The sequence below is a fragment of the Agromyces flavus genome (assembly GCF_900104685.1).
Classification (GTDB): Bacteria; Actinomycetota; Actinomycetes; order Actinomycetales; family Microbacteriaceae; genus Agromyces; species Agromyces flavus.
The window spans coordinates 1,237,122-1,260,125 of sequence record NZ_LT629755.1 but is presented as its reverse complement, the minus strand read 5'-3'; the positions used below and the strand labels follow the sequence as shown (position 1 = coordinate 1,260,125).

22 protein-coding genes are annotated in these 23,004 nt (G+C 69.4%); 8 read left to right on the top strand and 14 right to left on the bottom strand.

What is annotated here, in order from left to right:
• Positions 1 to 52: 52 nt before the first annotated feature.
• The 5 genes from BLT99_RS05955 to ctaE are packed head-to-tail and all read right to left on the bottom strand — an operon-like array spanning position 53 to position 5,126.
• Positions 53 to 901 (bottom strand): putative RNA methyltransferase, encoded by an 849-nt coding sequence (locus BLT99_RS05955; RefSeq protein ID WP_092670120.1) that lies wholly within the window; start codon positions 899 to 901, stop codon positions 53 to 55.
• Positions 902 to 930: 29 nt separating this feature from the next.
• The gene (gene qcrB, locus BLT99_RS05950) at positions 931 to 2,541 is read right to left on the bottom strand and encodes a cytochrome bc1 complex cytochrome b subunit (RefSeq protein ID WP_092670118.1); all 1,611 of its coding nucleotides are present in this window, start codon (positions 2,539 to 2,541) and stop codon (positions 931 to 933) included.
• Entirely contained in the window at positions 2,538 to 3,614 is a 1,077-nt protein-coding gene (gene qcrA / locus BLT99_RS05945; RefSeq protein ID WP_092670116.1) for a cytochrome bc1 complex Rieske iron-sulfur subunit, read from the bottom strand. Before qcrA ends, qcrB begins: the two co-directional genes overlap by 4 nt.
• A 30-nt stretch (positions 3,615 to 3,644) precedes the next feature.
• Positions 3,645 to 4,436: a cytochrome bc1 complex diheme cytochrome c subunit gene (gene qcrC, locus BLT99_RS05940; RefSeq protein ID WP_092670114.1), complete on the bottom strand. Its 792-nt coding sequence runs from the start codon at positions 4,434 to 4,436 to the stop codon at positions 3,645 to 3,647.
• A gap of 51 nt (positions 4,437 to 4,487) precedes the next feature.
• Positions 4,488 to 5,126 carry an aa3-type cytochrome oxidase subunit III gene (gene ctaE, locus BLT99_RS05935; protein ID WP_092670112.1) on the bottom strand — a complete coding sequence of 213 codons (639 nt, stop codon included), beginning with the start codon at positions 5,124 to 5,126 and terminating at the stop codon, positions 4,488 to 4,490.
• Between the two features lie 131 nt (positions 5,127 to 5,257).
• Here ctaE and trpD point away from each other — a divergent pair, with 131 nt between their 5' ends.
• Positions 5,258 to 6,310, top strand: a complete 1,053-nt coding sequence (gene trpD / locus BLT99_RS05930) for an anthranilate phosphoribosyltransferase (protein WP_092670110.1) — start codon at positions 5,258 to 5,260, stop codon at positions 6,308 to 6,310.
• Positions 6,311 to 6,394: 84 nt separating this feature from the next.
• Here trpD and glpK read toward each other — a convergent pair whose 3' ends face one another.
• Both glpK and BLT99_RS05920 read right to left on the bottom strand, forming a co-directional pair.
• Positions 6,395 to 7,915: a glycerol kinase GlpK gene (gene glpK, locus BLT99_RS05925; RefSeq protein ID WP_092670108.1), complete on the bottom strand. Its 1,521-nt coding sequence runs from the start codon at positions 7,913 to 7,915 to the stop codon at positions 6,395 to 6,397.
• Positions 7,916 to 8,031: 116 nt separating this feature from the next.
• A complete protein-coding gene (locus BLT99_RS05920; RefSeq protein ID WP_268238601.1) occupies positions 8,032 to 8,805 on the bottom strand; it encodes an MIP/aquaporin family protein in 774 nt (257 codons plus the stop codon).
• A 219-nt stretch (positions 8,806 to 9,024) separates the two neighbouring features.
• Here BLT99_RS05920 and dhaK point away from each other — a divergent pair, with 219 nt between their 5' ends.
• The 5 genes from dhaK (at position 9,025) to BLT99_RS05900 (ending at position 12,864) form a co-directional block, all read left to right on the top strand.
• Positions 9,025 to 10,026 (top strand): dihydroxyacetone kinase subunit DhaK, encoded by a 1,002-nt coding sequence (gene dhaK / locus BLT99_RS05915; RefSeq protein ID WP_092670104.1) that lies wholly within the window; start codon positions 9,025 to 9,027, stop codon positions 10,024 to 10,026.
• 11 nt (positions 10,027 to 10,037) lie between these two features.
• A complete protein-coding gene (dhaL, locus tag BLT99_RS05910; RefSeq protein WP_092670102.1) occupies positions 10,038 to 10,685 on the top strand; it encodes a dihydroxyacetone kinase subunit DhaL in 648 nt (215 codons plus the stop codon).
• A complete protein-coding gene (gene dhaM, locus BLT99_RS05905) occupies positions 10,678 to 11,394 on the top strand; it encodes a dihydroxyacetone kinase phosphoryl donor subunit DhaM (protein ID WP_231945699.1) in 717 nt (238 codons plus the stop codon). The genes dhaL and dhaM overlap by 8 nt, the downstream gene beginning before the upstream one ends.
• 90 nt (positions 11,395 to 11,484) lie before the next feature.
• Positions 11,485 to 11,823: a hypothetical protein gene (locus BLT99_RS17550; protein WP_157674944.1), complete on the top strand. Its 339-nt coding sequence runs from the start codon at positions 11,485 to 11,487 to the stop codon at positions 11,821 to 11,823.
• Between the two features lie 99 nt (positions 11,824 to 11,922).
• Positions 11,923 to 12,864 (top strand): patatin-like phospholipase family protein, encoded by a 942-nt coding sequence (locus tag BLT99_RS05900; protein ID WP_331712595.1) that lies wholly within the window; start codon positions 11,923 to 11,925, stop codon positions 12,862 to 12,864.
• A gap of 161 nt (positions 12,865 to 13,025) precedes the next feature.
• Here the strand turns inward: BLT99_RS05900 and BLT99_RS05895 are convergent, their stop codons facing one another.
• The 6 genes from BLT99_RS05895 to BLT99_RS05870 form a co-directional block, all read right to left on the bottom strand.
• A complete protein-coding gene (locus tag BLT99_RS05895; protein WP_092670098.1) occupies positions 13,026 to 13,400 on the bottom strand; it encodes a hypothetical protein in 375 nt (124 codons plus the stop codon).
• 197 nt (positions 13,401 to 13,597) lie between these two features.
• The gene (locus BLT99_RS05890) at positions 13,598 to 14,425 is read right to left on the bottom strand and encodes a LysM peptidoglycan-binding domain-containing protein (protein ID WP_157674943.1); all 828 of its coding nucleotides are present in this window, start codon (positions 14,423 to 14,425) and stop codon (positions 13,598 to 13,600) included.
• An 81-nt stretch (positions 14,426 to 14,506) separates the two neighbouring features.
• Positions 14,507 to 15,697, bottom strand: coding sequence for a carboxylesterase family protein (locus BLT99_RS05885; protein ID WP_157674942.1), 1,191 nt, complete (start codon positions 15,695 to 15,697; stop codon positions 14,507 to 14,509).
• Positions 15,698 to 15,975: 278 nt separating this feature from the next.
• Complete coding sequence (locus BLT99_RS05880; protein WP_092670092.1) at positions 15,976 to 18,336, bottom strand: ATP-binding cassette domain-containing protein; 2,361 nt, start codon at positions 18,334 to 18,336, stop codon at positions 15,976 to 15,978.
• 44 nt (positions 18,337 to 18,380) lie between these two features.
• Positions 18,381 to 18,791 carry a VOC family protein gene (locus BLT99_RS05875; RefSeq protein WP_092670090.1) on the bottom strand — a complete coding sequence of 137 codons (411 nt, stop codon included), beginning with the start codon at positions 18,789 to 18,791 and terminating at the stop codon, positions 18,381 to 18,383.
• A 10-nt stretch (positions 18,792 to 18,801) separates the two neighbouring features.
• On the bottom strand, positions 18,802 to 19,269 hold the full coding sequence (locus BLT99_RS05870; RefSeq protein ID WP_092670088.1) for a helix-turn-helix transcriptional regulator: 468 nt from the start codon (positions 19,267 to 19,269) through the stop codon (positions 18,802 to 18,804).
• A 110-nt stretch (positions 19,270 to 19,379) separates the two neighbouring features.
• Here BLT99_RS05870 and BLT99_RS05865 point away from each other — a divergent pair, with 110 nt between their 5' ends.
• Together BLT99_RS05865 and BLT99_RS05860 are read left to right on the top strand one after the other, a co-directional pair.
• Entirely contained in the window at positions 19,380 to 20,222 is an 843-nt protein-coding gene (locus BLT99_RS05865; RefSeq protein WP_092670086.1) for a patatin-like phospholipase family protein, read from the top strand.
• The gene (locus BLT99_RS05860) at positions 20,222 to 21,304 is read left to right on the top strand and encodes a 1-acyl-sn-glycerol-3-phosphate acyltransferase (RefSeq protein ID WP_092670084.1); all 1,083 of its coding nucleotides are present in this window, start codon (positions 20,222 to 20,224) and stop codon (positions 21,302 to 21,304) included. The genes BLT99_RS05865 and BLT99_RS05860 overlap by 1 nt, the downstream gene beginning before the upstream one ends.
• Here BLT99_RS05860 and BLT99_RS05855 read toward each other — a convergent pair.
• Complete coding sequence (locus BLT99_RS05855) at positions 21,247 to 22,875, bottom strand: RecQ family ATP-dependent DNA helicase (RefSeq protein ID WP_308209008.1); 1,629 nt, start codon at positions 22,873 to 22,875, stop codon at positions 21,247 to 21,249. The genes BLT99_RS05860 and BLT99_RS05855 overlap by 58 nt on opposite strands.
• Positions 22,876 to 23,004: the final 129 nt, after the last annotated feature.

The window sequence follows — 23,004 nt, the reverse complement described above, 5'->3', positions numbered from 1 at the left end:
CGCGCCCAGCCGGGATCGCAGCAGTCGGGCATGGGCCCAGTATGCACCCGGATCAGCCAGAGGCAGAGCCACTGCGATGACCGAAGCCGAGCACGTCGACCGAGACCGTCACCTCGATGCTGGTGTCATCGGACACGTCGGCGGTCGAGGCGGCGTGATGCGCGGACGGACCCATCCCGGAGAGCATCCGGCGGAGATTCCCGTCCGCCTCGATGCGATACTCCACCGTGGCGGCGCTCCGGCGGATCAGCCCGGCGTCGTCGAGCCGTTCGGTCGTGGTCGAGGCCTTCTCGGGCGGCACGTCGAGCAGTAGGCCGGCACGACGCAGTTCGGCCAAGTGGCCGACGCGCGGCACGACGACGACCACGCGTCCGGACGCGTGCAGGATCCGCGCGAACTCGGCGGGATTCCGCGGCGCGAACACATTCAACACGACATCGGCGACGGCCGAGCGGATCGGGAAGGGTCGCCAGATGTCCATGACGATGCCGGTGCCGTCGGGCAGTGACCGCAGGCTGGCGCGAACCGCATCTGCCGACCGATCCGCGAGGAGGAACCGGGCTCCCGGATGCGCCTCCGCGATGCGCTGCGAGTAGTAGCCCGTGCCGCAGCCGAGGTCGGCGATGCTCGGAGTTCCACCGGCGGAGTCGATGGCCGTGGCATGGAGGATCTCGTCGGCGATGGGGCGGTAGGCGCCGCTGCCCAGGAGCGCTGCCCGCGCATCGAGCATCGCCCGGTCGTCGCCGACGGTCCGCGGCGCCTTCGGCGGCAGCAGGGTCAGGTAGCCCTGCTTCGCACGGTCGAACCGGTGTCCGCGGTCACATCCGAACACGCGCTCGTCGACGGGCGACAGGTCGGAGAAGCAGTTCGGGCACCGGAGCCAGGTCGAGTCGATCGACATGGCCCGGTGCCCGAAGGTGCCCGGAACGGTCAGTGGTGGTTCGAGTGGGATGCCTCGAGCTCGCCCTTGGTGACGGGCGCGATGCGGTCCTCGAAGAACCAGCGCGACATGCCCGCGCGAAGACGTTCGCCCGCCGTGATCTTGCCGCGCGCGTTCGGACGCAGCATGAGCGGCTCATAGGAGTCGTAGCTCACGAGGCGCCAGCGCTCGTACTCGTCGAGCGGCTGGTGGACCTCGATGAACTCGCCTCCCGGAAGCTTGACGATGCGTCCGGACTCGTAGCCGTGGAGGACGATCTCGCGGTCCTTCTTCTGCAGGGCGATGCAGACGCGCTTGGTCACGAAGTACGCGACGATCGGCCCGATGAAGACCAGGGCCTGCAGCGCGTGGATCACGCCCTCCATCGTGAGCTTGAAGTGCGTGGCGATGAGGTCGGAGCTCGCGGCGGCCCACAGGACCGCGTAGAACGTCACGCCCGCCGCACCGATCGCGGTGCGCGTCGCCATGTTCCGCGGGCGATCGGCGATGTGGTGCTCGCGCTTGTCGCCGGTCACCCATGCCTCGATGAAGGGGTAGATGAGGACCGTGACGATGAACAGGCCGAGCCCGATCAGCGGGACGAGGATGTTGAACGACCAGGTGCGATCGAACAGCACGAACTCCCAGCCCGGCGGGATCAGGCGCAGCGCGCCGTCGGCGAAGCCGATGTACCAGTCGGGCTGCGTACCCGCCGACACGGGCGAGGGGTCGTACGGACCGTAGTTCCAGATCGGGTTGATCGTGAACAGCGACGCGATGACGGCCACCACACCGAAGATGATGAACATGAAGCCACCGGCCTTGGCCGCGTAGATCGGCAGGATGGGCGGACCGACCGAGTTCGTGACGTCGCGGCCGGGGCCGGCGAACTGGGTGTGCTTGTGGATGAACACGTAGCCGACGTGGACCGCGATGAGCGCGACGAGGATCGCCGGCAGCAGCAGGATGTGCAGCGTGTACAGGCGCCCGACGATCGCCGTGCCGGGGAACTCACCGCCGAAGAGGAGGAACGAGATCCACGTGCCGATGATCGGGATGCCCTTGACCATGCCGTCGATGATGCGGAGGCCGTTGCCCGACAGCAGGTCGTCGGGGAGCGAGTAGCCCGTGAAGCCCTCGCCCATCGCGAGGATGAACAGGATGAACCCGAACACCCAGTTGATCTCGCGCGGCTTGCGGAAGGCACCCGTGAAGAAGATGCGCAGCATGTGCAGGCCGATCGCGGCCACGAACAGCAGCGCCGCCCAGTGGTGCATCTGGCGGACGAAGAGGCCGCCGCGGATGTCGAACGAGATGTCGAGCGTCGACGCCATCGCCACGGACATCTCGACGCCCTTGAGGGGCACGTACGAACCGTCGTACTCGACCTCGGCCATCGAGGCCTGGAAGAAGAACGTCAGGAACGTTCCGGTGACCAGGATGACGATGAAGCTGAAGAGCGCGACCTCACCGAGGAGGAACGACCAGTGGTCGGGGAAGGCCTTGCGACCGAGCCCCTTGACGGCGACGGCGATGCCGGTGCGGTCGTTGACGTACTCCGACGCTGCAGCGGTGAACGAGCGCCGAGTCGGCGCTGGCGGACGGGTGGTTGCGGTGCTCAATGACGCTCCCAGAAGCTCGGGCCCACGGGCTCGGTGAAGTCGCTCTGCGCGACGAGGTAGCCCTCGTCGTCGACCTCGATGGGCAGCTGCGGAAGCGGTCGTGCGGCCGGTCCGAAGATGACCTCGCAGTGGTTGGCCACGTCGAACTGCGACTGGTGGCACGGGCAGAGCAGGTGGTGCGTGTGCTGCTCGTACAAGGCGACGGGGCAGCCCACGTGCGTGCAGATCTTGGAGTAGGCGACGATGCCGTCGTACGACCAGGTACTGCGTTCTTCGGTCTCGTTGAGCTCCTCGGGATTGAGCCGCATGAGGAGGACGGCCGCCTTGGCCTTCTCCTCGAGGCGGCCCTCGTGGAGCTCGCTGAGGCCTTCGGGGATGACATGGAAGGCGCTGCCGATGGTCACATCGGCGGCCTTGATGGGGACGCCCGAGGGGTCGAGCGTGAGGCGGGTGCCCTTCTTCCACATGGTGTGGCTGAGCAGTTCGACCGGGTGCTGGTCCTGCGGCGCCAGCCCGCGGAAGAGCACGACGGCAGGAAGCGGCATGACGAGCAGCGCTCCGATGAGGCTGTTCCGGATCACGCTGCGCCGTGAGAAGCCCGACTCCTCGTCGGCCTGGCGGAACACCTCGACCGCGCCCTGCTTGGTCGTCTCCGTCGAGCCGATCGGGTGGCGGATGTCGATGGACTCGGCCGAGGTCATCAGGGTCTTGCCCCAGTGCACCGCGCCGAAGCCGATGCCGAGGAGCGCGAGCGCCGAGCCGAGGCCGATGAACATGTTGTTGAGCCGGACCGCGCCGACGTCATTGGACTCGATCGGGAAGAGCATGTACGCCGCGATCGCCCAGACGCTGCCGAGGATCGACAGGTAGAACAGGGTGTAGACCGTGCGCTGGGCCCGCTTCTCACGCGCCGGATCCTCATCGGTGACGCGAGGGCGGTGCGGCTCGAAGCCGGGGTTCTCGAACGTGTCGGTCTGGACGAGTGCGGTGCCCGCCTTGACGGCGGGAACGTTCGCGGCGTGCGACGAGTCGGCAGCGGCGAGTTCAGAGCCGCTGTGGTCGTCCTGTGCCATGGTTCTCCTTCTTCGCTTCTTCGGTCGGCCCTAGTTGGACTTCGCCGTGATCCACACGGTGATCGCGACGATGGCGCCGAGACCGAAGATCCAGATGAACAGGCCCTCCGCGACCGGACCGAGCGAGCCGAGCTCGAAGCCTCCGGGCGAACGGTTGTCCTGCACGTACTGCAGGTAGGTGATGATGTCGCGCTTGTCTTCGGGCGTGATGTTCAGGTCGTTGAAGACCGGCATGTTCTGCGGACCGGTGACCATGGCCTCGTAGATGTGGACGCCCGAGACATCCGTGAGCGGGGGAGCGTACTTGCCCTCGGTGAGCGCGCCGCCCGCGCCGGCGACGTTGTGGCACATCGCGCAGTTGACGCGGAAGAGCTCTGCGCCGTTGGCCGCGTCGCCGCCTCCGTTGACGAGGCTGTCGGCGGGGATGTCGGGGCCCGGTCCGAGGGAGGCGACGTAGTACGCCAGCTGCTTGACCTGCTCGTCGGTGAACTGGACCGGCTTCTGCTCGGCCTGCGGGCCCTGCATCTGCATGGGCATGCGGCCGGTGCCGACCTGGAAGTCGACGGCGGCGGCGCCCACGCCGACCAGGCTCGGCCCCGCCTCGGTGCCCTGCGCCTCGAGGCCGTGGCACGTGGCGCAGTTGGCCTGGAACAGCTTCTGGCCCTCGTCGATGGTCTCCTGCGACGTGGGGGAGGCCTCGGCCTGCGCCGTGGTCGTGCTGAAGGCGGCGTACGCGCCACCCGTGAACACGAGGCCGAGCGCGAGCAGCGCGGCGGTGGCGAGCGGGTGCCGGCGGCCGGTGCGTCGCTTCGAGCGGGTCATTGATCTCTTCCTGTTCACGGGCATTGCGGGATGACGCTCCTGGACTCGGCCTTATCTGAGGACGTAGATGACGAGGAACAGGCCGATCCAGACGACGTCGACGAAGTGCCAGTAGTAGGACACGACGATCGCGCTGGTCGCCTCGCGGTGGCCGAAGTTCTTGACCGCGAACGTGCGCCCGATCACGAACAGGAACGCGAGCAGGCCGCCGGTGACGTGCAGGCCGTGGAACCCCGTGGTGAGGTAGAAGGCCGAGCCGTAGGCGTTGGAGTCGATGGCGATGCCCTCGGACACGAGCTGCGCGTACTCCCAGACCTGGCCCGCGACGAAGATCGCGCCCATGGCGTAGGTCAGGAAGAACCACTCGACCATGCCCCACTGCGTCGGCCGCCAGCCCGTGCGGTAGGGCTGGCTGCGCTCGGCGGCGAAGACGCCGAACTGGCACGTGAACGACGACGCCACGAGGATGATCGTGTTCGTCAGGGAGAACGGGAAGTTCAGGCGATCGGCCTCGAACGCCCACAGCTCGGGGGACGTCGAACGCAGGGTGAAGTAGATCGCGAAGAGTCCCGCGAAGAACATCACCTCGCTGCCGAGCCACACGATCGTGCCCACAGCAACGGTGTTGGGACGCTTGATCACGGGCGCGGTCGCCTGATACGTCAATGAGGTGCTCGTCACGCTCCCCATTATGGCTGATCCGGCGCCCGAGTTTTTGACGTCGAAGCTCGTTCGCAGGCGGATTCGCTCGTTCGGAGCCTGCGGTGGGGCTGATGAGGTGCCGTGAATCCGCCTCGAATCCCCGCGGATAGGATCGAGGCATGTCCCCAGCCCAGTCCTGGCCCGCCGTCCTGAACACCCTCATCGAGGGCGAAGACCTCAGCGTGTCGGATGCTGCGTGGTGCATGGAGCAGGTCATGACGGGGGTCGCGACCGACGCGCAGCTCGCGGCATTCCTCATCGCGCTGCGACTCAAGGGCGAGACCGTCGACGAGATCGTCGGTTTCCGCGACGCCATCCTGGAGCACGCCGTCGAGCTCCCGGTCGATCCGATGGCGCTCGACATCGTCGGCACCGGCGGCGACCGATTCGGCACGGTGAACGTCTCGACGATGGCCTCGGTGATCTGCGCGGCAGCGGGCGTCCCCGTGATCAAGCACGGCAACAAGGCCGCGAGTTCCGCGTCGGGATCGTCCGACGTGCTCGGCGCGCTCGGGATCGACCTCGCGCTTCCGGCGCACCGGGTCGCCGAGATCCTCGGTGAGGCGGGCATCACGTTCGCATTCGCGGCGGCGTTCCATCCCGGCTTCAAGCATGCCGGTCCCGTGCGGTCGCAGATCGGCGTGCCGACCGTGTTCAACTTCCTGGGCCCGTTGTGCAATCCCGCACGACCCGAGGCATCCGCCGTCGGCGTCGCCCAGCTCGATCGCGTCCCGCTCATCGTCGGCGTCTTCCAGACGCGTGGGGCCACGGCGCTCGTCTTCCGCGGCGACGACGGGCTCGACGAGCTCACCACGACGGGGCACAGCCACATCTGGGAGGTGTCGCGCGGAACGGTCAAGGAGCACGACCTCGACCCGCGCGAGCTCGGCCTGCCGCGAGCGACGATCGACCAGCTGCAGGGCGGCGACGCCGAGCACAACGCGCACATCGTGCGCGAGGTCTTCGCCGGTGCCCGAGGGCCGGTCCGCGACATCGTCGTGCTGAACGCCGCGGCGGGACTGGTCGCGTTCGAGCTCGCCAACGACCCGAGCCAGCTGCAGCGGACGATCCTCGAGCGCTTCCACGAGAAGATGGCCGTCGCCGAGGGCGCGATCGACAGCGGTGCCGCCGCACGCAAGCTCGAGGACTGGGTCGCAGCGACCCGTCGCTGACCGCTCCGGCGCACGCCGCACGGTCCCGCCCCTCGGGCGCATGACGAGAGCCCCGCCGCGGCGGGGCCCTCGTCATGCATCAGGTCACTCGTGCGACACGTCGGCGTCGACCCAGTCGAACGTCTTCGAGACGGCCTTCTTCCACAGTCGGAGCTGGCGCTCGCGCTCCTCGGCATCCATCTTCGGCTCCCAGCGACGATCCTCCTGCCAGTTGGCGCGAAGGTCGTCGAGGCCCGACCAGAAGCCGACCGCGAGGCCGGCCGCATACGCCGCGCCGAGCGCGGTGGTCTCGGCGACGACCGGGCGCACGACGGGCACACCGAGGATGTCGGCCTGGAACTGCATGAGCGTGTCGTTCGCGATCATGCCGCCGTCGACCTTGAGCTCCTCCAACTCCACGCCCGAGTCCGCGTTCACGGCGTCCAGCACCTCGCGGGTCTGGAACGCGGTCGCCTCGAGCGCCGCTCGCGCGATGTGGCCCTTGTTCACGTAGCGGGTCAGGCCCACGAGCGCGCCGCGCGCGTCCGGACGCCAGTACGGCGCGAAGAGGCCCGAGAAGGCCGGCACGAAGTACGCGCCGCCGTTGTCCTCCACCGATTTGGCGAGCTCCTCCACCTCGGGTGCGCTGGAGATCAACCCCAGGTTGTCGCGCAGCCACTGGATGAGCGAACCGGTCACGGCGATGGAGCCCTCGAGCGCGTAGTGCGCCGGCTCGTCGCCGATCTTGTAGCCGAGGGTCGTGAGCAGGCCGTTCTTGGAGTGCACGATCTCGGTGTCGGTGTTGAAGATGAGGAAGTTGCCCGTGCCGTAGGTGTTCTTCGACTCGCCCGCGTCGAACGCCGCCTGGCCGAACGTGGCGGCCTGCTGGTCGCCGAGGATGCCGGCGACGGGGACCTCGCGCAGGAGGCTCGAGGGCTCCACGTTGCCGTACACCTCGGACGACGCCCGGATCTCGGGCATCATCGAGCGCGGCACGCCGAACGCCTCGAGGATGTCATCCCGCCAGGAGAGCGACTCGAGATCCATGAACATCGTGCGGCTCGCGTTCGTGACATCCGTGGCATGCACGCCACCCTCGGTGCCGCCCGTGAGGTTCCACAGCACCCAGCAGTCGGTGGTGCCGAACAGGAGGTCGCCGGCCTCGGCCCTCTGGCGTGCGCCGTCGACGTTCTCCAGGATCCAGACGATCTTCGTGCCCGAGAAGTACGTCGCCAGCGGCAGCCCGACGTCCTGCTTGAACCGCTCGACGCCGCCGTCGGCGGCGAGCCGGTCGACGATCGGCTGCGTGCGGGTGTCCTGCCAGACGATGGCGTTGTAGACGGGCTCGCCCGTGTTCTTGTCCCACACGACCGCCGTCTCGCGCTGGTTGGTGATGCCGACCGCGGCGATGTCGTGGCGCGTGAGATCGGCCTTGCCGAGGGCCTGGCCGATCACCTCACGCGTGTTGCGCCAGATCTCCATGGGGTCGTGCTCGACCCATCCGGGCCTCGGGAAGATCTGCTCGTGCTCGAGCTGCCCGCTCGAGACGATCGAGCCCTTCTTGTCGAAGATGATGGCCCGCGTGCTGGTGGTTCCCTGGTCGATCGCCAGGATGTAGTCCGCCATGACGTCCTCTCAAATGTTGCGGATGTCCCGTCGGCGTCGATGCCGAACGGGCGCACGACTGCATGCGTGCGGAACGGAAGCGGGGCCGGTCCCGGAGGACCGGCCCCGCCGGATGGTCAGGTGATGATGGGGAGCAGCCAGATGGCGGTCCAGCCGGCGAGCAGGCCGCCGACGATGGGACCGACCACCGGAACCCACGAGTAGGCCCAGTCGGACGCGCCCTTGCCGCGGATCGGCAGGAACGCGTGTGCGATGCGAGGGCCGAGGTCGCGTGCGGGGTTGATCGCGTACCCGGTCGGACCACCGAGGGAGACGCCGATGCCGACCACGAGGAGGGCGACCGGCAGTGCACCCAGAGAGGCCAGGCCCGAGGGGTCGCCCTGGCGGCCGAATCCGATGACGACGAACACCAGGACGAAGGTGCCGATGACCTCGGTCACGAGGTTCCACGCGTAGTTGCGGATGCCGGGGCCCGTCGAGAACGTGCCGAGCTTGGGCGCCGGGTCGGGCTCCTCGTCGAAGTGCTGCTTGTAGGCGAGCCACACGATCACGGCGCCGATGATCGCGCCGATCAGCTGAGCGCCGATGTAGGCGATGACGCTGAGCACCGTGACCGGCACCGTGAGGCCGAGGCCGGCGTTCCCGAACTCCGTCGCGCCGTTGGCCACCAGGCCGAGCGTCACCGCGGGGTTGATGTGGGCACCGGACGCGTACGCCACGATGACGCCCGCGAAGACGGCGAAGCCCCAGCCGAACGTCACCATGAGGAAGCCGCCGGCGAAGCCCTTCGTCTTCGCGAGGGCGACGTTCGCCACGACGCCGCAGCCGAGGAGCACCAGCATCGCTGTGCCCACGAGTTCGGACAGGAACAGTACACCGAGATTGTCCACGTCGACCTTCCATCCTTTCGCCGAGCCCGAGGGCCGCGCCCCTGGGGCGGATGGCGCCAACCATACTCGCGTCGCGAAGTCACGCGGAAGGGCCGCTCCGCTTTTCGCGGAGAGCCCTTTCATGCGCTGCGGCGGCGGGGGTAGTTTTGCGGGGAGTGCTGCCGACGGCGTCGATGCGCGTGGGCCCGGCGCGGGCAGTTCGAGGGGAAAGGGACGTCCGTGAAGAAGATCATCAACGACCCGAAGCGCGTGGTCGACGAGTCCGTCGCCGGGTTCGCGCTCGCGCACGCCGACCTCGTGAAGGTCGCGACCGACCCGATCCACGTCGTGCGCGCCGATGCGCCCGTGTCCGGCAAGGTCGGCATCGTCTCCGGCGGCGGCAGCGGCCATGAGCCGCTCCACGCGGGCTTCGTGGGACACGGCATGCTCGATGCAGCGGTGCCGGGCGCGGTGTTCACTTCGCCCACGCCCGACCCGATCCTCAATGCGACCAAGGCCGTCGACGCCGGCAAGGGCGTCCTGCACATCGTGAAGAACTACACCGGCGACGTGCTCAACTTCGAGACGGCGGCCGACCTCGCCGCCGCCGACGGCATCGAGGTGCGCGCGGTCGTCACCAACGACGACGTCGCCGTGAAGGACTCGCTGTACACGGCGGGCCGTCGCGGCGTCGGCGGAACGGTCCTCGTCGAGAAGATCGCCGGCGCGGCCGCCGAGCGCGGCGACTCGCTCGATCAGGTCGCCGAGATCGCCGAGCGCGTGAACGCCAACGTGCGCTCGATGGGCATGGCGCTGACGCCGTGCATCGTGCCGCACGCCGGCGAGCCCAGCTTCACGCTCGCCGAGGACGAGGTCGAGATCGGCATCGGCATCCACGGCGAGCCTGGTCGCGAGCGCATCAAGCTCGAGCCGGCCGACTCGCTCGTCGACCGTCTGCTCACCCCGATCCTCGAGGATCTCCCGTTCTCGTCGGGCGACCGGGTGCTGCTCTTCGTCAACGGCATGGGCGGCACGCCGCAGGTCGAGCTCTACATCGCCTATCGCCGCGCGGCCGAGGTGCTCGAGGAGCGCGGCATCCGCATCGAGCGATCGCTCGTCGGCAACTACATCACCTCGCTCGAGATGCAGGGCTTCTCGCTGACGCTGCTCAAGCTCGACGACGAGATGGTCGAGCTCTGGGACGCGCCGGTGCACACCGCGGCGCTGCGGTGGGGCCGGTAGGGGGCCGGACGGTGGGACTGGACATCACGTGGGCGGTCGATTGGATTCGGCGCAGCGCGGAGGCCATGTCGGAGCATCGGATCGAGCTCATCACGCTCGATCGCGAGATCGGTGACGGCGATCACGGCGAGAACATGGATCGCGGCTTCCAGGCGGTGCTTCCGAAGCTCGACGACCTGCCAGCCGGTTCCACGCCGGCCGACGTCCTGAAGCTCGTCGCGACGACCCTGATCTCGACCGTCGGCGGGGCGGCCGGTCCGCTGTACGGGACGGCCTACCTGAAGGCGTCGGGGGCCGCCGCGGGGGAGACCTCGATCGACGCCGGCGGCGTCGCGGCGCTGCTCGAGGCGGGCCGCGACGGCATCGTGGCGCGCGGCAAGGCTGAGCTGGGCGACAAGACCATGGTCGATGCCTGGACGCCTGCGGTGGACGCGGCCCGCGACGCCGCCGAGCGCGGAGCGACCGCCGCCGAGGCGCTTCGGGCGGCAGCGGACGCCGCGGCCGCGGGAGCGGTCGCGACGGAGCCGCTCGTCGCGCGGAAGGGGCGAGCGAGTTACCTGGGGGAGCGGTCCGCGGGCCACCGGGATCCCGGAGCGCAGTCCACTGCCTACCTGCTCGAGGCCGCCGCCGCCGCGGCCACGAACGGCACCAGTGCCTGACCCCGTGCGCGACGCTCGGGTGGGCATCGTGTTCGTCTCGCACTCCCGACGACTCGCGGACGGGCTCGTCGAGCTCGCCAGGCAGATGGCGCCGACCGCGCGGCTCGAAGCGGCCGGAGGCACCGACGACGGACGGATCGGGACGAGCTTCGATCTCGTCTCGTCGGCCATCCAGGCCGCCGACGACGGGGTCGGCGTCGTGGTGCTCTGCGACCTCGGATCGGCGATCCTGACCGCCGACACGGCGCTCGACTTCCTCGACGACGACCAGCGGGCACGCGTGCGGATCGCCGACGCACCGCTCGTGGAGGGCGGCGTCGCGGCATCCGTCGCAGCAGAGTCGGGCGACCCGCTGGACGCGGTCCTGCGTGCCGCGGAGACGGCGGCGGGAGCCGGGCCTCGATCGGTCGAGGACGCCCACGCCGGCGCCGGCGTCGCGCCCGCCGCGACGCCCGTTCATCGTCGACGCGTCACGCTCGCCAATGCCGACGGTCTCCACGCGCGCCCTGCGGCCGAGCTCGTGAAGCTCGCCGGGACGTTCCCGCAGCGTGTGACCGTCAACGGCACCGACGCGAAGAGCCTGCTCGCGATCATGGCGCTCGGCCTCGTCAGGGGAGATGAGGTCGAGATCGCGAGCGAGGATCCCGATGGAGCACCGGCAGTCGACGCGATCGCCGACTTGGCGGAGTCGGGTTTCGGCGAGCACTGACTCGGGGGACCCGGGGCCATCGGAATCGATACTGGAACTATCCGTTCGAGTGCTCGCGCGTCCCACGACCTCGGGAGTACCATCGGCGCCATGGCACGCGAGGATGCGGGCCCTGACGACCGGAATGCGTTCACGCGGTTCTTCGATCGCGTGGACCGGACCCTCAGTCCAGCATTCGCATCGCCGGAGATGGCCCCGGAAGACCCAGATGACCGCAGTCAGCTGGGGGAGAAGCCGTGCCCCGTCTGCGGGCACCCGATGTTCGAGCACCGCGTCGACGAATCCACGTCGAATGTCCTGCTCGAATGCCCGACCGATGAACGCCTGCCAGAACGGGCGGCGACCGGTCCACTCAACGAGTTCGGCATGCCGGCGGGGGAGAAGCGCCTCGAGAAGATCCGGCGACACGAGGAGCGATACGGCGGCTGATGACGCCACGGCCCAAGGCCGCGTGACCACACGCACCGTCCGGACCTGGGGGGTCGGGCGGCGTCTCCGCGCGTGTCAGCGTCCATCTGAGTCACCTGCATGATGAAGCGACCTCACGATGAGGTGGGTCCAGCGGTTCGTGGGAGGCCGCCGGACGACTCGGCTCGAACCGCGTTGGTCCTCGGCGGCGGAGGGTCCGCCGGCAATGCCTGGTTGATCGGCGTCCTGGCGGGCTTGTCCGAGGGCGGGGCGGATCCGACCCGAGCGGATGTCGTAGTGGGAACCTCGGCGGGATCGACGGCCGCCGCGCAGATCCTGGGCGCAACGGCGTCGGATCTGCTCGATGCCGTCCTGACCCCTCCGGCACCGCCACCGGCACGGGGGAGCGGAACCGGTCCTGCGCGGGGCCGGGCCCGGCTCACCATAAACCACCTGGAGCGACTGAGGGCGATCATCGCAGCGTCGGAGGATGCCGTGGACTGGCGCCGCAGGATGGGTGCGGCGCTCGCGTCGGACGCGGCATCCGACGATCTGACGAGTGAGCGCTGGCGCGCCACGGTGGCAGCGCGCTTTCCGACCCGGGACTGGCCGATGCGACGATTGCTCATCACCGCGGTGGATGCCGATTCCGGTGAACCGGTGGTCTTCGATCGTCGCAGCGGGGTGGATCTCGTTGACGCGGTCGCCGCCAGCTGCGCCGGCGGGTTCGCCTACCGCGTCGGCGACCGGCGATACATCGACGGCGGGTATCGGGCCAACGCGGACAACGCGGACCTCGCGGCCGGATGTGCCCGAGTGCTCGTATTGTCGCCATTGGGCGGCAGGTCCCTGACTCCGGTGGAATGGGGCACGCATCTCACCGACCAGGTCGATGCACTCCGCGCCGAGGGGAGCGTCGTGGAAACCGTCTTCCCGGACGATGCCTCGCGAGCGGCGTTCGGCGACGACATGATGGATCCGTCGACGCGACCGCCCGCAGCGCGAGCCGGATACGAGCAGGGCAAGCGCATTGCTGTTCAGCTCGCCGAGCTGTGGAGCTGACGGCTCTCGCGGGCGGCGAGCGTTCCAGCCGGGGAGGGAGTTCCAGAGCCGAACCGACATAATGCGCATTATCGGCGCTTCCAGGAACTCGCAGGACGTCATGTCTTGTGAGGCGCACACCACCGGGTCGCGAGCGCCGCACTACGGCGCGGGCGCCGACCTCACCCGGCGCTGGAAAGGCACAGGGTCGCAGACGTGGTGTCGTCCGTCAGCAACGCGGCGGACTCCGCGCTGATCCGCTCGGCCGCCTCCAGGTCGTCGACCTTCGTCTGCAGGTTCCCCAGTTTGACGACCGCATCGGTCGTCTTGCCGTCGTCGACCAGGGTGATCGTGGCCTCGACGAGTTTCACCAGCCCAGCGCGCTCCTTCTCGACCTTGCCCCCGGTGATCGGCACCGAGCCGACATCGTTCTGCAGCTGAAGAAGCTCCTCGCCGCAGAGCCTCATGCTGTCGGCGTTCGCCGTCGATGCTCCTGCGGCGATCAGGACGGTTGCGAGCAGCGTGGCCGAGACGGCGGCCGGGATTCGTGTGAGCACGATGTTCCTCCAAGTGTTCGGGTATCGGAATGCTAGGCGCCGAATCGCCGCGCGCGGAGTCCCCCGCGACAACTTGGTCAGTCATCGGAGCGCGGGTGCGGAAGACTCGGGGAACTCGCTCAGCGGCCGCGGCTCGTCGAACACTCGCCTACGCTCACCCTGACGCTGGACGGTGCTGTTGCGCACCGCCGCCCTATTCAACCCCGAAGCCCGCGAGCATCCCGCGAGAGGTTGATCGTGAGGTCGGCGAGCACGAGTCGCGTGGTCAGCCGATCCGGGTTCAGCCACTCCAGGTCCTCCATGGTGATGCCGAAGCGCTCGGTGATGCCCTCGGGCGTATCACCGCGGGCGACCCGATAGGTCGACGGCGTGCCGTCCGAACCGACGGTCACCGCTCCGCGTGCTCCATCCGCCGTTCCGCGATCGACCAGCTCGAGACCCTGATTCATGTCGGGAAGGTCCCAGGTCAGCTGCGCGGTCGCGACGACGCTTCCGAGGCCGATCGGTGCGCCGGGCGGCGCGGCCCAGATCACCGCCGTCCGCATGTAGCTGGGGTCGTTCGTCTCGAATCCCCCGTACCCAGCGCCCGGCATCGAGAAGGTCTGATCGGCCGATCCCCGGAGCGCGTCGTACGTGTAGAAGCTGAAGCCCTGCTGGAGCTCGGCATCGGTCGCAGTCGCCGGGAGGGCGTTCAGTTCGAGTGAGGTGCCGACGGGTGGAAGCGGCGAGATACCGATCAACGCAACGTCGAACCCCTCGTCGGTGCCGTTCGCCTTGATCTCGATGCGCCCGGTGACGCCCCGGGAATCGAAGTCGCCGGTGGCCACGATGGTGCCCGGCGCGAGATCCGACAGGCGTGGACGCGTCTCGGTCGGCTCGGACGCGATCTCGGGCCTGGCCTCGCTGGTTCCGACCACAGCATCGACGGGCGCCGTGCGAGGTCCGGTCGCCGAGCAGCCCACCAGGCTGGTGAGCAGCACGACGGCGATACCCATCCGTCGGCCCGATCGACTCGTGCGCATCATGACCGCACCCTAGTCGGATGGGACTCCCCCGATTCCAACTTGCGCGCAGATGTGGAGAACTTCCTCCGCTCCCCTTATGGCTCAGTCCCGGGTGAACCCGAGCATCCACGAGTAGATGTCGTCGCCCTCGCTGCCGCTGTAGGCCTGATCCCAGCCGTCGTGCCCGAGGCCGGGGTAGATCGACAGCTTCGCGCGCTCCGGCGCGACCCCGGCACATCCGCTGAGGGACGTGATGGGCTCGATGCTGCCGGCGGGATTCACGTCGGGGTCGAGCTCGCCGTGGATCGCCCAGATCGCGACGTCGCCCAGCGCGCATGCGCTCGTCGCCCAGGCAGGGCGGCCCTCTCCCGCGATGGGTACGGCGGCTGCGACCTGGTCGTCGCCGAACTCGGCCAAGTACTCCCAGGTCCCGAACGCACCGCAGGACAGGCCGGTGAGGTACACGCGGTCGGGATCGACGTCGTACCGGCCGGTGGCGAACTCGATGAAGTCGCGGAGCTCGTCCGGCGTCGTGCAGGGCGACACCGGCGGATGCCCGAGGTCGTGCTGGAGCTGCATGACGCACGAGCCGAACCACGGCACGTCCTCGCAGACGGGACCGAGCCCCGGCGGCTGCTCGATGTGCTGGGTCGAGAGCACCACGAGCGGACGGTCGAGCGGCCATCCGCCCACGTCGATGAATCGCGGAATGCCGGTGAACAACAGGCGGTCGAGCCCCTCGGCCGACCCGTCGCCGTTCTCGCCGTATCCGTTCGCGACGACGAGCAGCGGGCTGCCTCCCCCGACCTCGCCGTACGAGGGCGGAAGGTACTCGTAATAGCCCATCGACGCCTCGGTCGTGCCGAGCGGGCGTGGTGTGTGGAACTCGGCCGACGCCGTGCCGACGACGGGTGCGACGATCTTGCAGAGATCGGTTTCGAATCCGGGGTGGGGGCCGTTGAACCGAACGCCGAGGAACTCCCTCGCGCCGGTTTCGATGTCGTGCGTGAACGTGAACCGAACGAGGCCACGGTCGCGGGCGAGAACCTCATCCCCGGCCATCACCACCCCTCTCTGGCCCGAGAGCTGCGCGGTGACCTGGTAGAGGGAACCACCGAGCGGCGTGACCTTCAGGTCCTTCTGGAGCGCTCTCCCGGAGATGCTGAACTTCTCGCCGTCCTCGTTCGTCCAGGTCTCGTGATACTCGAAGCGCTCGTACGAGAGGGTTCGGTCGCCCCCGTGCGGGTCCGACCGTTCGCGGAACGTCGAGGTCGAGGTCCCCTCGATCTGCATCGGGTACCCGCAGGACCAGTTCACGGATTCGTAGTCATCGGTGACGGTTTCGGGGCCGCCCGCCGCCGCGGCCGCGGGTGTGGTCGAGAATGCAGCCAGTGCCAGCGCCGCAACGATCACTGCACCCCCGCCGATCCATCGTGAACGCCGTGGTTCCTGCTCAGTCGAGTTGCGCATGACAGCACCACCTTCGTGTCGACGCGGACGTGCGACCACCCGAAGCGTAGTGTTCCTGAGGGAACCTCACCCTCCCCAGTTCTGGTGTCGACTCCGCGTCCTCACACGGAAGCGACCGCGCCGACGTACTCGGCCAGGTGCTCGCCCGTCAACGTCGAGCGGGCGGCGACCAGGTCGGCCGGCGTCCCTTCGAAGACGACGCGGCCACCGTCGTGACCGGCGCCGGGTCCGAGGTCGATGATCCAGTCGGCGTGGGCCATGACCGCCTGGTGATGCTCGATCACGATGACCGACTTGCCCGAGTCCACGAGACGGTCGAGCAGTGCCAGCAGCTGCTCGACGTCCGCGAGATGGAGTCCCGTCGTGGGTTCGTCGAGGACGATCACGCCGCCCCGCTCCCCCAGGTGCGTCGCGAGCTTCAGGCGCTGCCGCTCGCCGCCCGAGAGCGTGGTCAACGGCTGTCCGAGGGAGACGTAGCCGAGGCCCACGTCGGCGAGGCGGCTCAGGATGGCATGCGCGGCCGGGAGCCGGGCCTCACCTGTCGCGAAGAACTCCTCGGCTTGCAGCACCGGCATCGCGAGGACCTCGCTGATGTCGCGACCCCCCAGGCGGTACTCGAGCACCGACGCGTCGAACCGCCGGCCCTCGCAGACCTCGCAGGTCGAGGCGACCGTGGCCATGGGGCCGAGATCGGTGAAGACCACGCCGGCGCCGTTGCAGTTCGGGCACGCGCCCTCGGAGTTGGCGCTGAACAGCGCGGGCTTCACGCCGTTGGCCTTCGCGAACGCCTTGCGGATGGGGTCGAGCAGCCCGGTGTACGTCGCCGGGTTGCTCCGGCGCGAACCGCGGATCGCTCCCTGGTCGATCGAGACCACGCCGTCGCGCCCGGACACCGAGCCGTGGATCAGCGAGCTCTTGCCCGAACCCGCGACGCCCGTGACCACGGTCAGCACGCCGAGGGGCAGGTCGACGTCGACGTTCCGCAGGTTGTTCGCCGTCGCCCCGCGCACCTCGAGTGCGCCCTTCGGCGTCCGGACCGATTCCTTGAGCCTCGCGCGGTCGTCGAGATGGCGACCCGTGAGCGTGCCGCTCGCCCGCAGCGCGTCCACGGTCCCCTCGAAGCAGATCGTGCCGCCGGCGGTCCCGGCCCCGGGCCCGAGGTCGACCACGTGATCGGCGATGACGATCGCCTCGGGCTTGTGCTCGACGACGAGCACGGTGTTCCCCTTGTCGCGCAGTCGCCGCAGCAGGTCGTTCATGCGCTGGATGTCGTGGGGGTGCAGCCCGATCGTGGGCTCGTCGAACACGTACGTGACATCCGTCAGCGACGAGCCCAGGTGCCGGATCATCTTCGTGCGCTGCGCCTCACCGCCCGACAGCGTTCCCGACGGCCGGTCGAGCGAGAGGTACCCGAGGCCGACCTCGACGAACGAGTCCAGGATCTGGCCGAGACCGGTGAGAAGCGGCGTGACGGATGGCTCGTCGAGCGCTCGAACCCACTCGGCGAGGTCGCTGATCTGCATGGCGCAGGCGTCGGCGATGCTGACCCCCGCGATCTTCGATGACCGGGCCGGTGCGTTCAGGCGCGTGCCGCCGCACTCGGGGCAGGGCGTGAACGTGACCGCGCGTTCCACGAACGCGCGGATGTGCGGCTGCATGGCGTCGACGTCCTTCGAGAGCATCGACTTCTGGATCTTCGGGACGAGACCCTCGTACGTGAGGTTGATGCCGTTGACCTTGACCTTGCGCGGTTCCGCGTAGAGGAAGTCGTGGCGCTGCGCGTCGGAGAACTCGGAGATCGGCACGTCCGCTGGAACCACGGCGCCGATGATCTTCGTCCCCCAGCCGTCGGCCGTGTAGCCGGGCACCGTGATCGCGCCCTCGCGGAGCGACTTCGTCTCGTCGAAGAGTTCGGAGAGATCCAGGTCGGAAACGGTTCCCATGCCCTCGCAGCGGGGGCACATGCCGCCGAGCTGCGTGAAGGTGCGCTCGACGGCCGTGCTCGTGGAGCCGCGTTCGATCGTCATCGAACCGCTCCCGCTGACCGACGGGATGTTGAACGAGAACGCCTGCGGCGAGCCGATGTGCGGCTCGCCGAGCCGGCTGAAGAGGATGCGCAGCATCGCGTTGGCGTCGGTCGCGGTGCCGACCGTCGACCGCGCGTTCGATCCCATCCGTTCCTGGTCGACGATGATCGCCGTCGTGAGCCCCTCGAGCAGGTCCACGTCGGGCCGTGCCAGCGACGGCATGAACCCCTGCACGAACGCGCTGTACGTCTCGTTGATCATCCGCTGCGACTCGGCCGCGATCGTCTCGAACACGAGCGAGCTCTTGCCCGAACCCGAGACCCCGGTGAACACCGTGAGCCGGCGCTTCGGGATCTCGAGGGAGATGTCCTTGAGGTTGTTCTCGCGTGCGCCCTGCACGCGGATGAGGTCGTGGCGGTCTGCTTCGTGCGTCACCGGAACGGCACCCTCCGTCGTGGTCGTCTCGTGATCGTGCGGGATCAGCGCGGCTCCTGGATCCTGACCATGTTGCCCGCCGGGTCGCGGAATGCGCAGTCGCGCACGCCGTAGGGCTGGTCGATCGGCTCCTGTGCGACCTCGGCGCCGCTGGCCTGCACCTGCTCGAACGTGCCGTCGACGTCGGGCGTGGCGAGGACGATGCTCGCGAACGTGCCCTTCGCCATCATCTCGGCGATCGTGCGCCCCTCGTCCTCGGTGACGCCCGGGTCGGCAGTGGGCGGGTACAGCACGACGGATGTCCCGGGCTGGCCGGTCGGTCCGACGGTGATCCACCGCATGCCCTCGTATCCGACGTCGTTGCGCACCTCGAACCCGAGGACGTCGCGGTAGAAGGAGAGCGAGGCCTCGGGGTCGGTGTGCGGGAGGAACGTGTACTGAATCGTGATGTCCATGCCCGTCACGCTATCGGCGCCCCCCGGCGGTCGCTTCTCGATTCCTGACCGGACGCGCGACCCGCTTGGCGAGGACGGACGGCACGCCGGCCACGACCGACTGAACACCATCGGTGGGCTGACGTGCCTGACGCTGGTAGACGCTCGGCGGCACGCCGACGAGTTCGGTGAACCGGGTGCTGAAGGTGCCCAGCGACGAGCAGCCGACCGCGAAGCACACGTCCGTCACGCTCAGGTCGCCCCGCTGCAGGAGCGCCATCGCCCGTTCGATGCGACGCGTCATGAGGTAGGAGTACGGCGACTCGCCGTAGGCGAGTCGGAACTGCCGGCTCAGGTGCCCGGACGACATGTTCGCGCCGCGGGCGAGCGCCGCGACATCCAGCGGCTGTGCGTACTCGCGGTCGATCCGGTCGCGGACGCGCCGCAGGCGGACGAGGTCGTCGAGCTGCGGCGCGCGCGAGTCGGGACTGCTGCTCACGTGGGTGATCGTGCCACCTCCACACGGCGATGTCCACCTCCGATGCGGTTCGCCGCGAGGCGGGTCGAACGTCACTCGCCGGGCGGACACCCCGGTGGGAGAATGGCGCCATGGGCTCGGCGAAGGTGGCGTTCGTGCTCGGTGGGGGCGGCGTGCTGGGCGCCGTGCAGGTCGGAATGCTGCGCTCGCTGCTCGAGCGCGCGGTCCGCCCCGATCTGATCGTCGGCACATCGATCGGCGCGATCAACGGCGCGATCATCGCCGCCGGCGTGGATCTCAGCGTCGCCCGGCTGGAGCGGGCCTGGACGTCGCGCGAGGCAAGGGCGCTGACCAATGGGGCGGGGATCAGGCCCGGGCGGACGCATGTCATGTCGACCGGCCCCCTCCTGCGCCTGCTGAAGACCGGCCTGCCGACGGCACGCACCTTCGCCGACCTCGAAGTCGAGTTCCGCTGCTGCGCCGCGAGCATCGAACGAGCAGCCGAGCACTGGTTCAGCGAGGGCGCGCTGATCCCGGCCGTGCTGGCCTCCGCTGCGCTGCCGGGCGTGTTCCCCGCGGTCGAGATCGACGGCGAGCACTTCCTCGACGGCGGGATCGTGAACTCCATCCCGATCAGCGAGGCGGCCGCAGCCGGAGCCACCGAGATCCACGTGCTGCAGGTTGGTCGGATCGAGTTCCCGCTCGCCGCGCCACGACACCAGCTCGACAACGCCCGCGTGGCCTTCGAGATCGCGCGGAGGCACCGCTTCGCGCGCGACTCCGCGTCGCTGCCCGCGGGGGTCCGCCTCCACGTGCTGCCGACGGGAGTGGCCACCGAGCGCGAGAACCGCATCGCTCGGAACGTCACGCCGGACGCCGTCCGCCGACGCATCGACGGGGCCTATCACGCGACCTGCGCCTACCTCGAACACGAAGGCCTGGCGAAACCGGCGCCGCACGGGATCCGGAGCTGATGCGCGTCCCGCCGGTGTGGGTGCGTCGGCTCATCCTGGCGCCGCTCGTCGTCGCCGCGGCACTCGCCGCGACCGCGCTGCTGCCGGCATGGCTCGTGATCGCAATCGCGCTGTCGATCTTCATCGAACCGCGGCTGAGGACGCCGAGGCTGCTCTGGATGGGGTACCTCTACCTGCTGTGGGATGCTGCGGCCCTCGTCGCGTTGTTCGCGCTGTGGATCGCATCGGGATTCGGATGGCGCATCCACACGCCGCGCTTCCGCCACCTGCACTACCGACTGGTGGCGAGGATGCTCGAGTTCCTCTTCTGGAACGCGTACTGGGTGCTCCGGCTCGACATCGACGTGCGCGTCCCCGAAGGCTTCCACGACGACGATCGACCTCGGATCATCGCGAGTCGCCACGCCGGACCGGGCGACTCGTTCGTCCTCATCCACGCGGTGTTCCACTGGTTCGAACGCTCACCGCGGATCGTGCTCAAGGATACGCTGCAGTGGGATCCGGCGATCGACGTGGTGCTCAATCGGCTGCCGAACCGGTTCATCGCGCCGCCGCCGGCCCCCGGGCGCCGGCGACCGCGCGATCGCGATCTTCCCGACCGCATCCGCGACCTCGCGAGCGACATGGGGCCGCGCGACGCCCTCGTGATCTTCCCCGAGGGCGGCAACTTCACCGAGCGGCGCCGCCGGCGCGCCATCGACAGGCTCCGTGCGGCCGGCCTGTCCGCAGCCGCCGACCGTGCCGCGCGCCTGCAGAACGTCATGGCACCGCGACCCGCGGGCTTCTTCGCCGCGATCGACGCCGCGATCGACGCCGACGTGTTCTTCGTCGCTCACACCGGGCTGGATCGCATCCGCACGGTCGTCGACGTGTGGCGCGAGCTGCCCACCGACAAGGTCATCGTGATGCGCTTCTGGAACGTGCCGCGCGCGTCGATCCCCGCGGACCATGAGGCGCGCACCGACTGGCTCATGCGCGAATGGGAGCGCATCGACGACTGGATCGAGCGGCACCGACCCGACGGTCAGGACGCAGTCAGCAGTCCGCCCTCGCGCACGGCGGCGAGCGACAGCACCCGGTAGCCCTCCTCGTCGAAGAACACGGTGATGCGGTCGGGCTCGATGCTCATGACCCGGCCGTCGCCCCATTCGCGGTGGCGGACGGCCTGGTCGAGCCGATACTCCCCCTCGGCGCCACCCTCGTCGGACTCGTACGCCGAGCCGCGGTCGCAGGTGTCGCAGTTGCCGCACGGCGCAGTGACCGCGTCGCCGAAGTACTCGAGAAGGTAGGCACGCCGGCAACGGGTGGTCTCGGCATAGCCGCGGATCATCGCGAGCCGCGACTCGTCGATGCGGCGGCGTCGCTCGACGACCTCGTCGACGAGGGCCAGCGCCGTGTCGCCGGGCAGCTCGCCCAGCACGAGGACGCCGCCCTCGACCGCGGTCGCGGCATCCGCCTCGACCAGCATGTTCAGGATGGCGGTGACCGCCCGCGTCGGGAGGGCGAGTGCCTCGGCGACGTCACGGCCCGAGCGCGGCGCATCGCCGGCCGAGAGGGCCGCGGCGACCGCCCGGACGCGATCCTCGCGCGGCCGGCCCGACGCGAAGAACGCGCGAAGGCCGAGATCCTCGGGCCGGTAGTGCAGGGTCGCCGCCGTCGCCTCGCCGTCCCGGCCGCCTCGCCCGACCTCCTGGTAGTACGCGTCGATCGACTCGGTCACGTCGCCGTGCACGATCGTGCGCACGTTCGGCTTGTCGACGCCCATCCCGAAGGCGCTCGTCGCGACCACGAGCTCGATCTCGTCGGCGAGGAAGGCCTCGTGGACCTGCCGGCGCGCTCGGGCGGGCATCCCGCCGTGGTAGAAGGCGGCGCGCAGCCCCTCCTCGCCGAACCGCTCCGCGAAACGCTCGGTGTCGGCGCGCGTCGCGACGTACACGAGCGCGGGTCGTGCCGCCTCGACCGCGGTCTCGATGATCGCCCGCTCCTTCGCCGCCTGATCCTCGTGACGCACCACGGCGAGGTGGATGTTCGGCCGGTCGAAACCGCCGACGAGCACGCGCGGGTCGCGCAGGCCGAGGCGCTCGATGATCTCCTCGCGCACGGGCGCGGACCCGGTCGCGGTGAGCGCCACCACGCGCGGGCGACCGAGCGCCTCGATGGCTGCGCCGAGCCTCAGGTAGTCGGGACGGAAGTCGTGACCCCACGAGGAGACGCAGTGCGCCTCGTCGACCACCACGAGCGAGACGCCCAGCGTTGCGAGCTCATCGACCACCTCGGGCTTCGCGAGCTGCTCAGGGGCGAGGAAGACGAACTCGGCCTCGCCCGACGCGACGGCCTCCCATGAGCGCTCGTTGGCGCGATCGGTGTGCGACGAGTTCACGGCGACGGCCGAACCCTCGCCGGACGCGCGCTCGAGGTGGCGCACCTGGTCGGCCTGCAGCGCGATGAGCGGCGAGATCACGAGCGTGGGACCGTCCAGCAGGTGCGCGGCGACCTGGTACACGGCGGACTTGCCGTATCCCGTCGGCATCACGACCAGCACATCGCGTCCCGCGACGACCGCCTGGATCGCCTCGGCCTGCCCGGGCTTGAGCGCGGTCCATCCGAAGCGCTCGCGCGCGATCTCCTGCATCCTCTGCCTCAGTCCGGTCACGCGACTCCCCTGCTCGAATCGGACGTCCCAGTCTGGCGCACGATCGGAGGATCCGGCCGTCGCCGCCCGTGGGCTTGACGTGGAGCGCGCGGCGAGTCCTGCGACCCCCCGCCTGCGCGCGATGAGGGG

Coding starts and splice junctions, on each gene's coding strand:
- BLT99_RS05955 (WP_092670120.1), bottom strand. CDS start 901: ATGTCGATCGACTCGACCTGGCTCCGGTGCCCGAACTGCTTCTCCGAC.
- qcrA (WP_092670116.1), bottom strand. CDS start 3,614: ATGGCACAGGACGACCACAGCGGCTCTGAACTCGCCGCTGCCGACTCG.
- qcrC (WP_092670114.1), bottom strand. CDS start 4,436: ATGACCCGCTCGAAGCGACGCACCGGCCGCCGGCACCCGCTCGCCACC.
- ctaE (WP_092670112.1), bottom strand. CDS start 5,126: ATGGGGAGCGTGACGAGCACCTCATTGACGTATCAGGCGACCGCGCCC.
- trpD (WP_092670110.1), top strand. CDS start 5,258: ATGTCCCCAGCCCAGTCCTGGCCCGCCGTCCTGAACACCCTCATCGAG.
- glpK (WP_092670108.1), bottom strand. CDS start 7,915: ATGGCGGACTACATCCTGGCGATCGACCAGGGAACCACCAGCACGCGG.
- BLT99_RS17550 (WP_157674944.1), top strand. CDS start 11,485: ATGGCACGCGAGGATGCGGGCCCTGACGACCGGAATGCGTTCACGCGG.
- BLT99_RS05900 (WP_331712595.1), top strand. CDS start 11,923: ATGATGAAGCGACCTCACGATGAGGTGGGTCCAGCGGTTCGTGGGAGG.
- BLT99_RS05890 (WP_157674943.1), bottom strand. CDS start 14,425: ATGATGCGCACGAGTCGATCGGGCCGACGGATGGGTATCGCCGTCGTG.
- BLT99_RS05885 (WP_157674942.1), bottom strand. CDS start 15,697: ATGCAGATCGAGGGGACCTCGACCTCGACGTTCCGCGAACGGTCGGAC.
- BLT99_RS05875 (WP_092670090.1), bottom strand. CDS start 18,791: ATGGACATCACGATTCAGTACACGTTCCTCCCGCACACCGACCCCGAG.
- BLT99_RS05865 (WP_092670086.1), top strand. CDS start 19,380: ATGGGCTCGGCGAAGGTGGCGTTCGTGCTCGGTGGGGGCGGCGTGCTG.
- BLT99_RS05860 (WP_092670084.1), top strand. CDS start 20,222: ATGCGCGTCCCGCCGGTGTGGGTGCGTCGGCTCATCCTGGCGCCGCTC.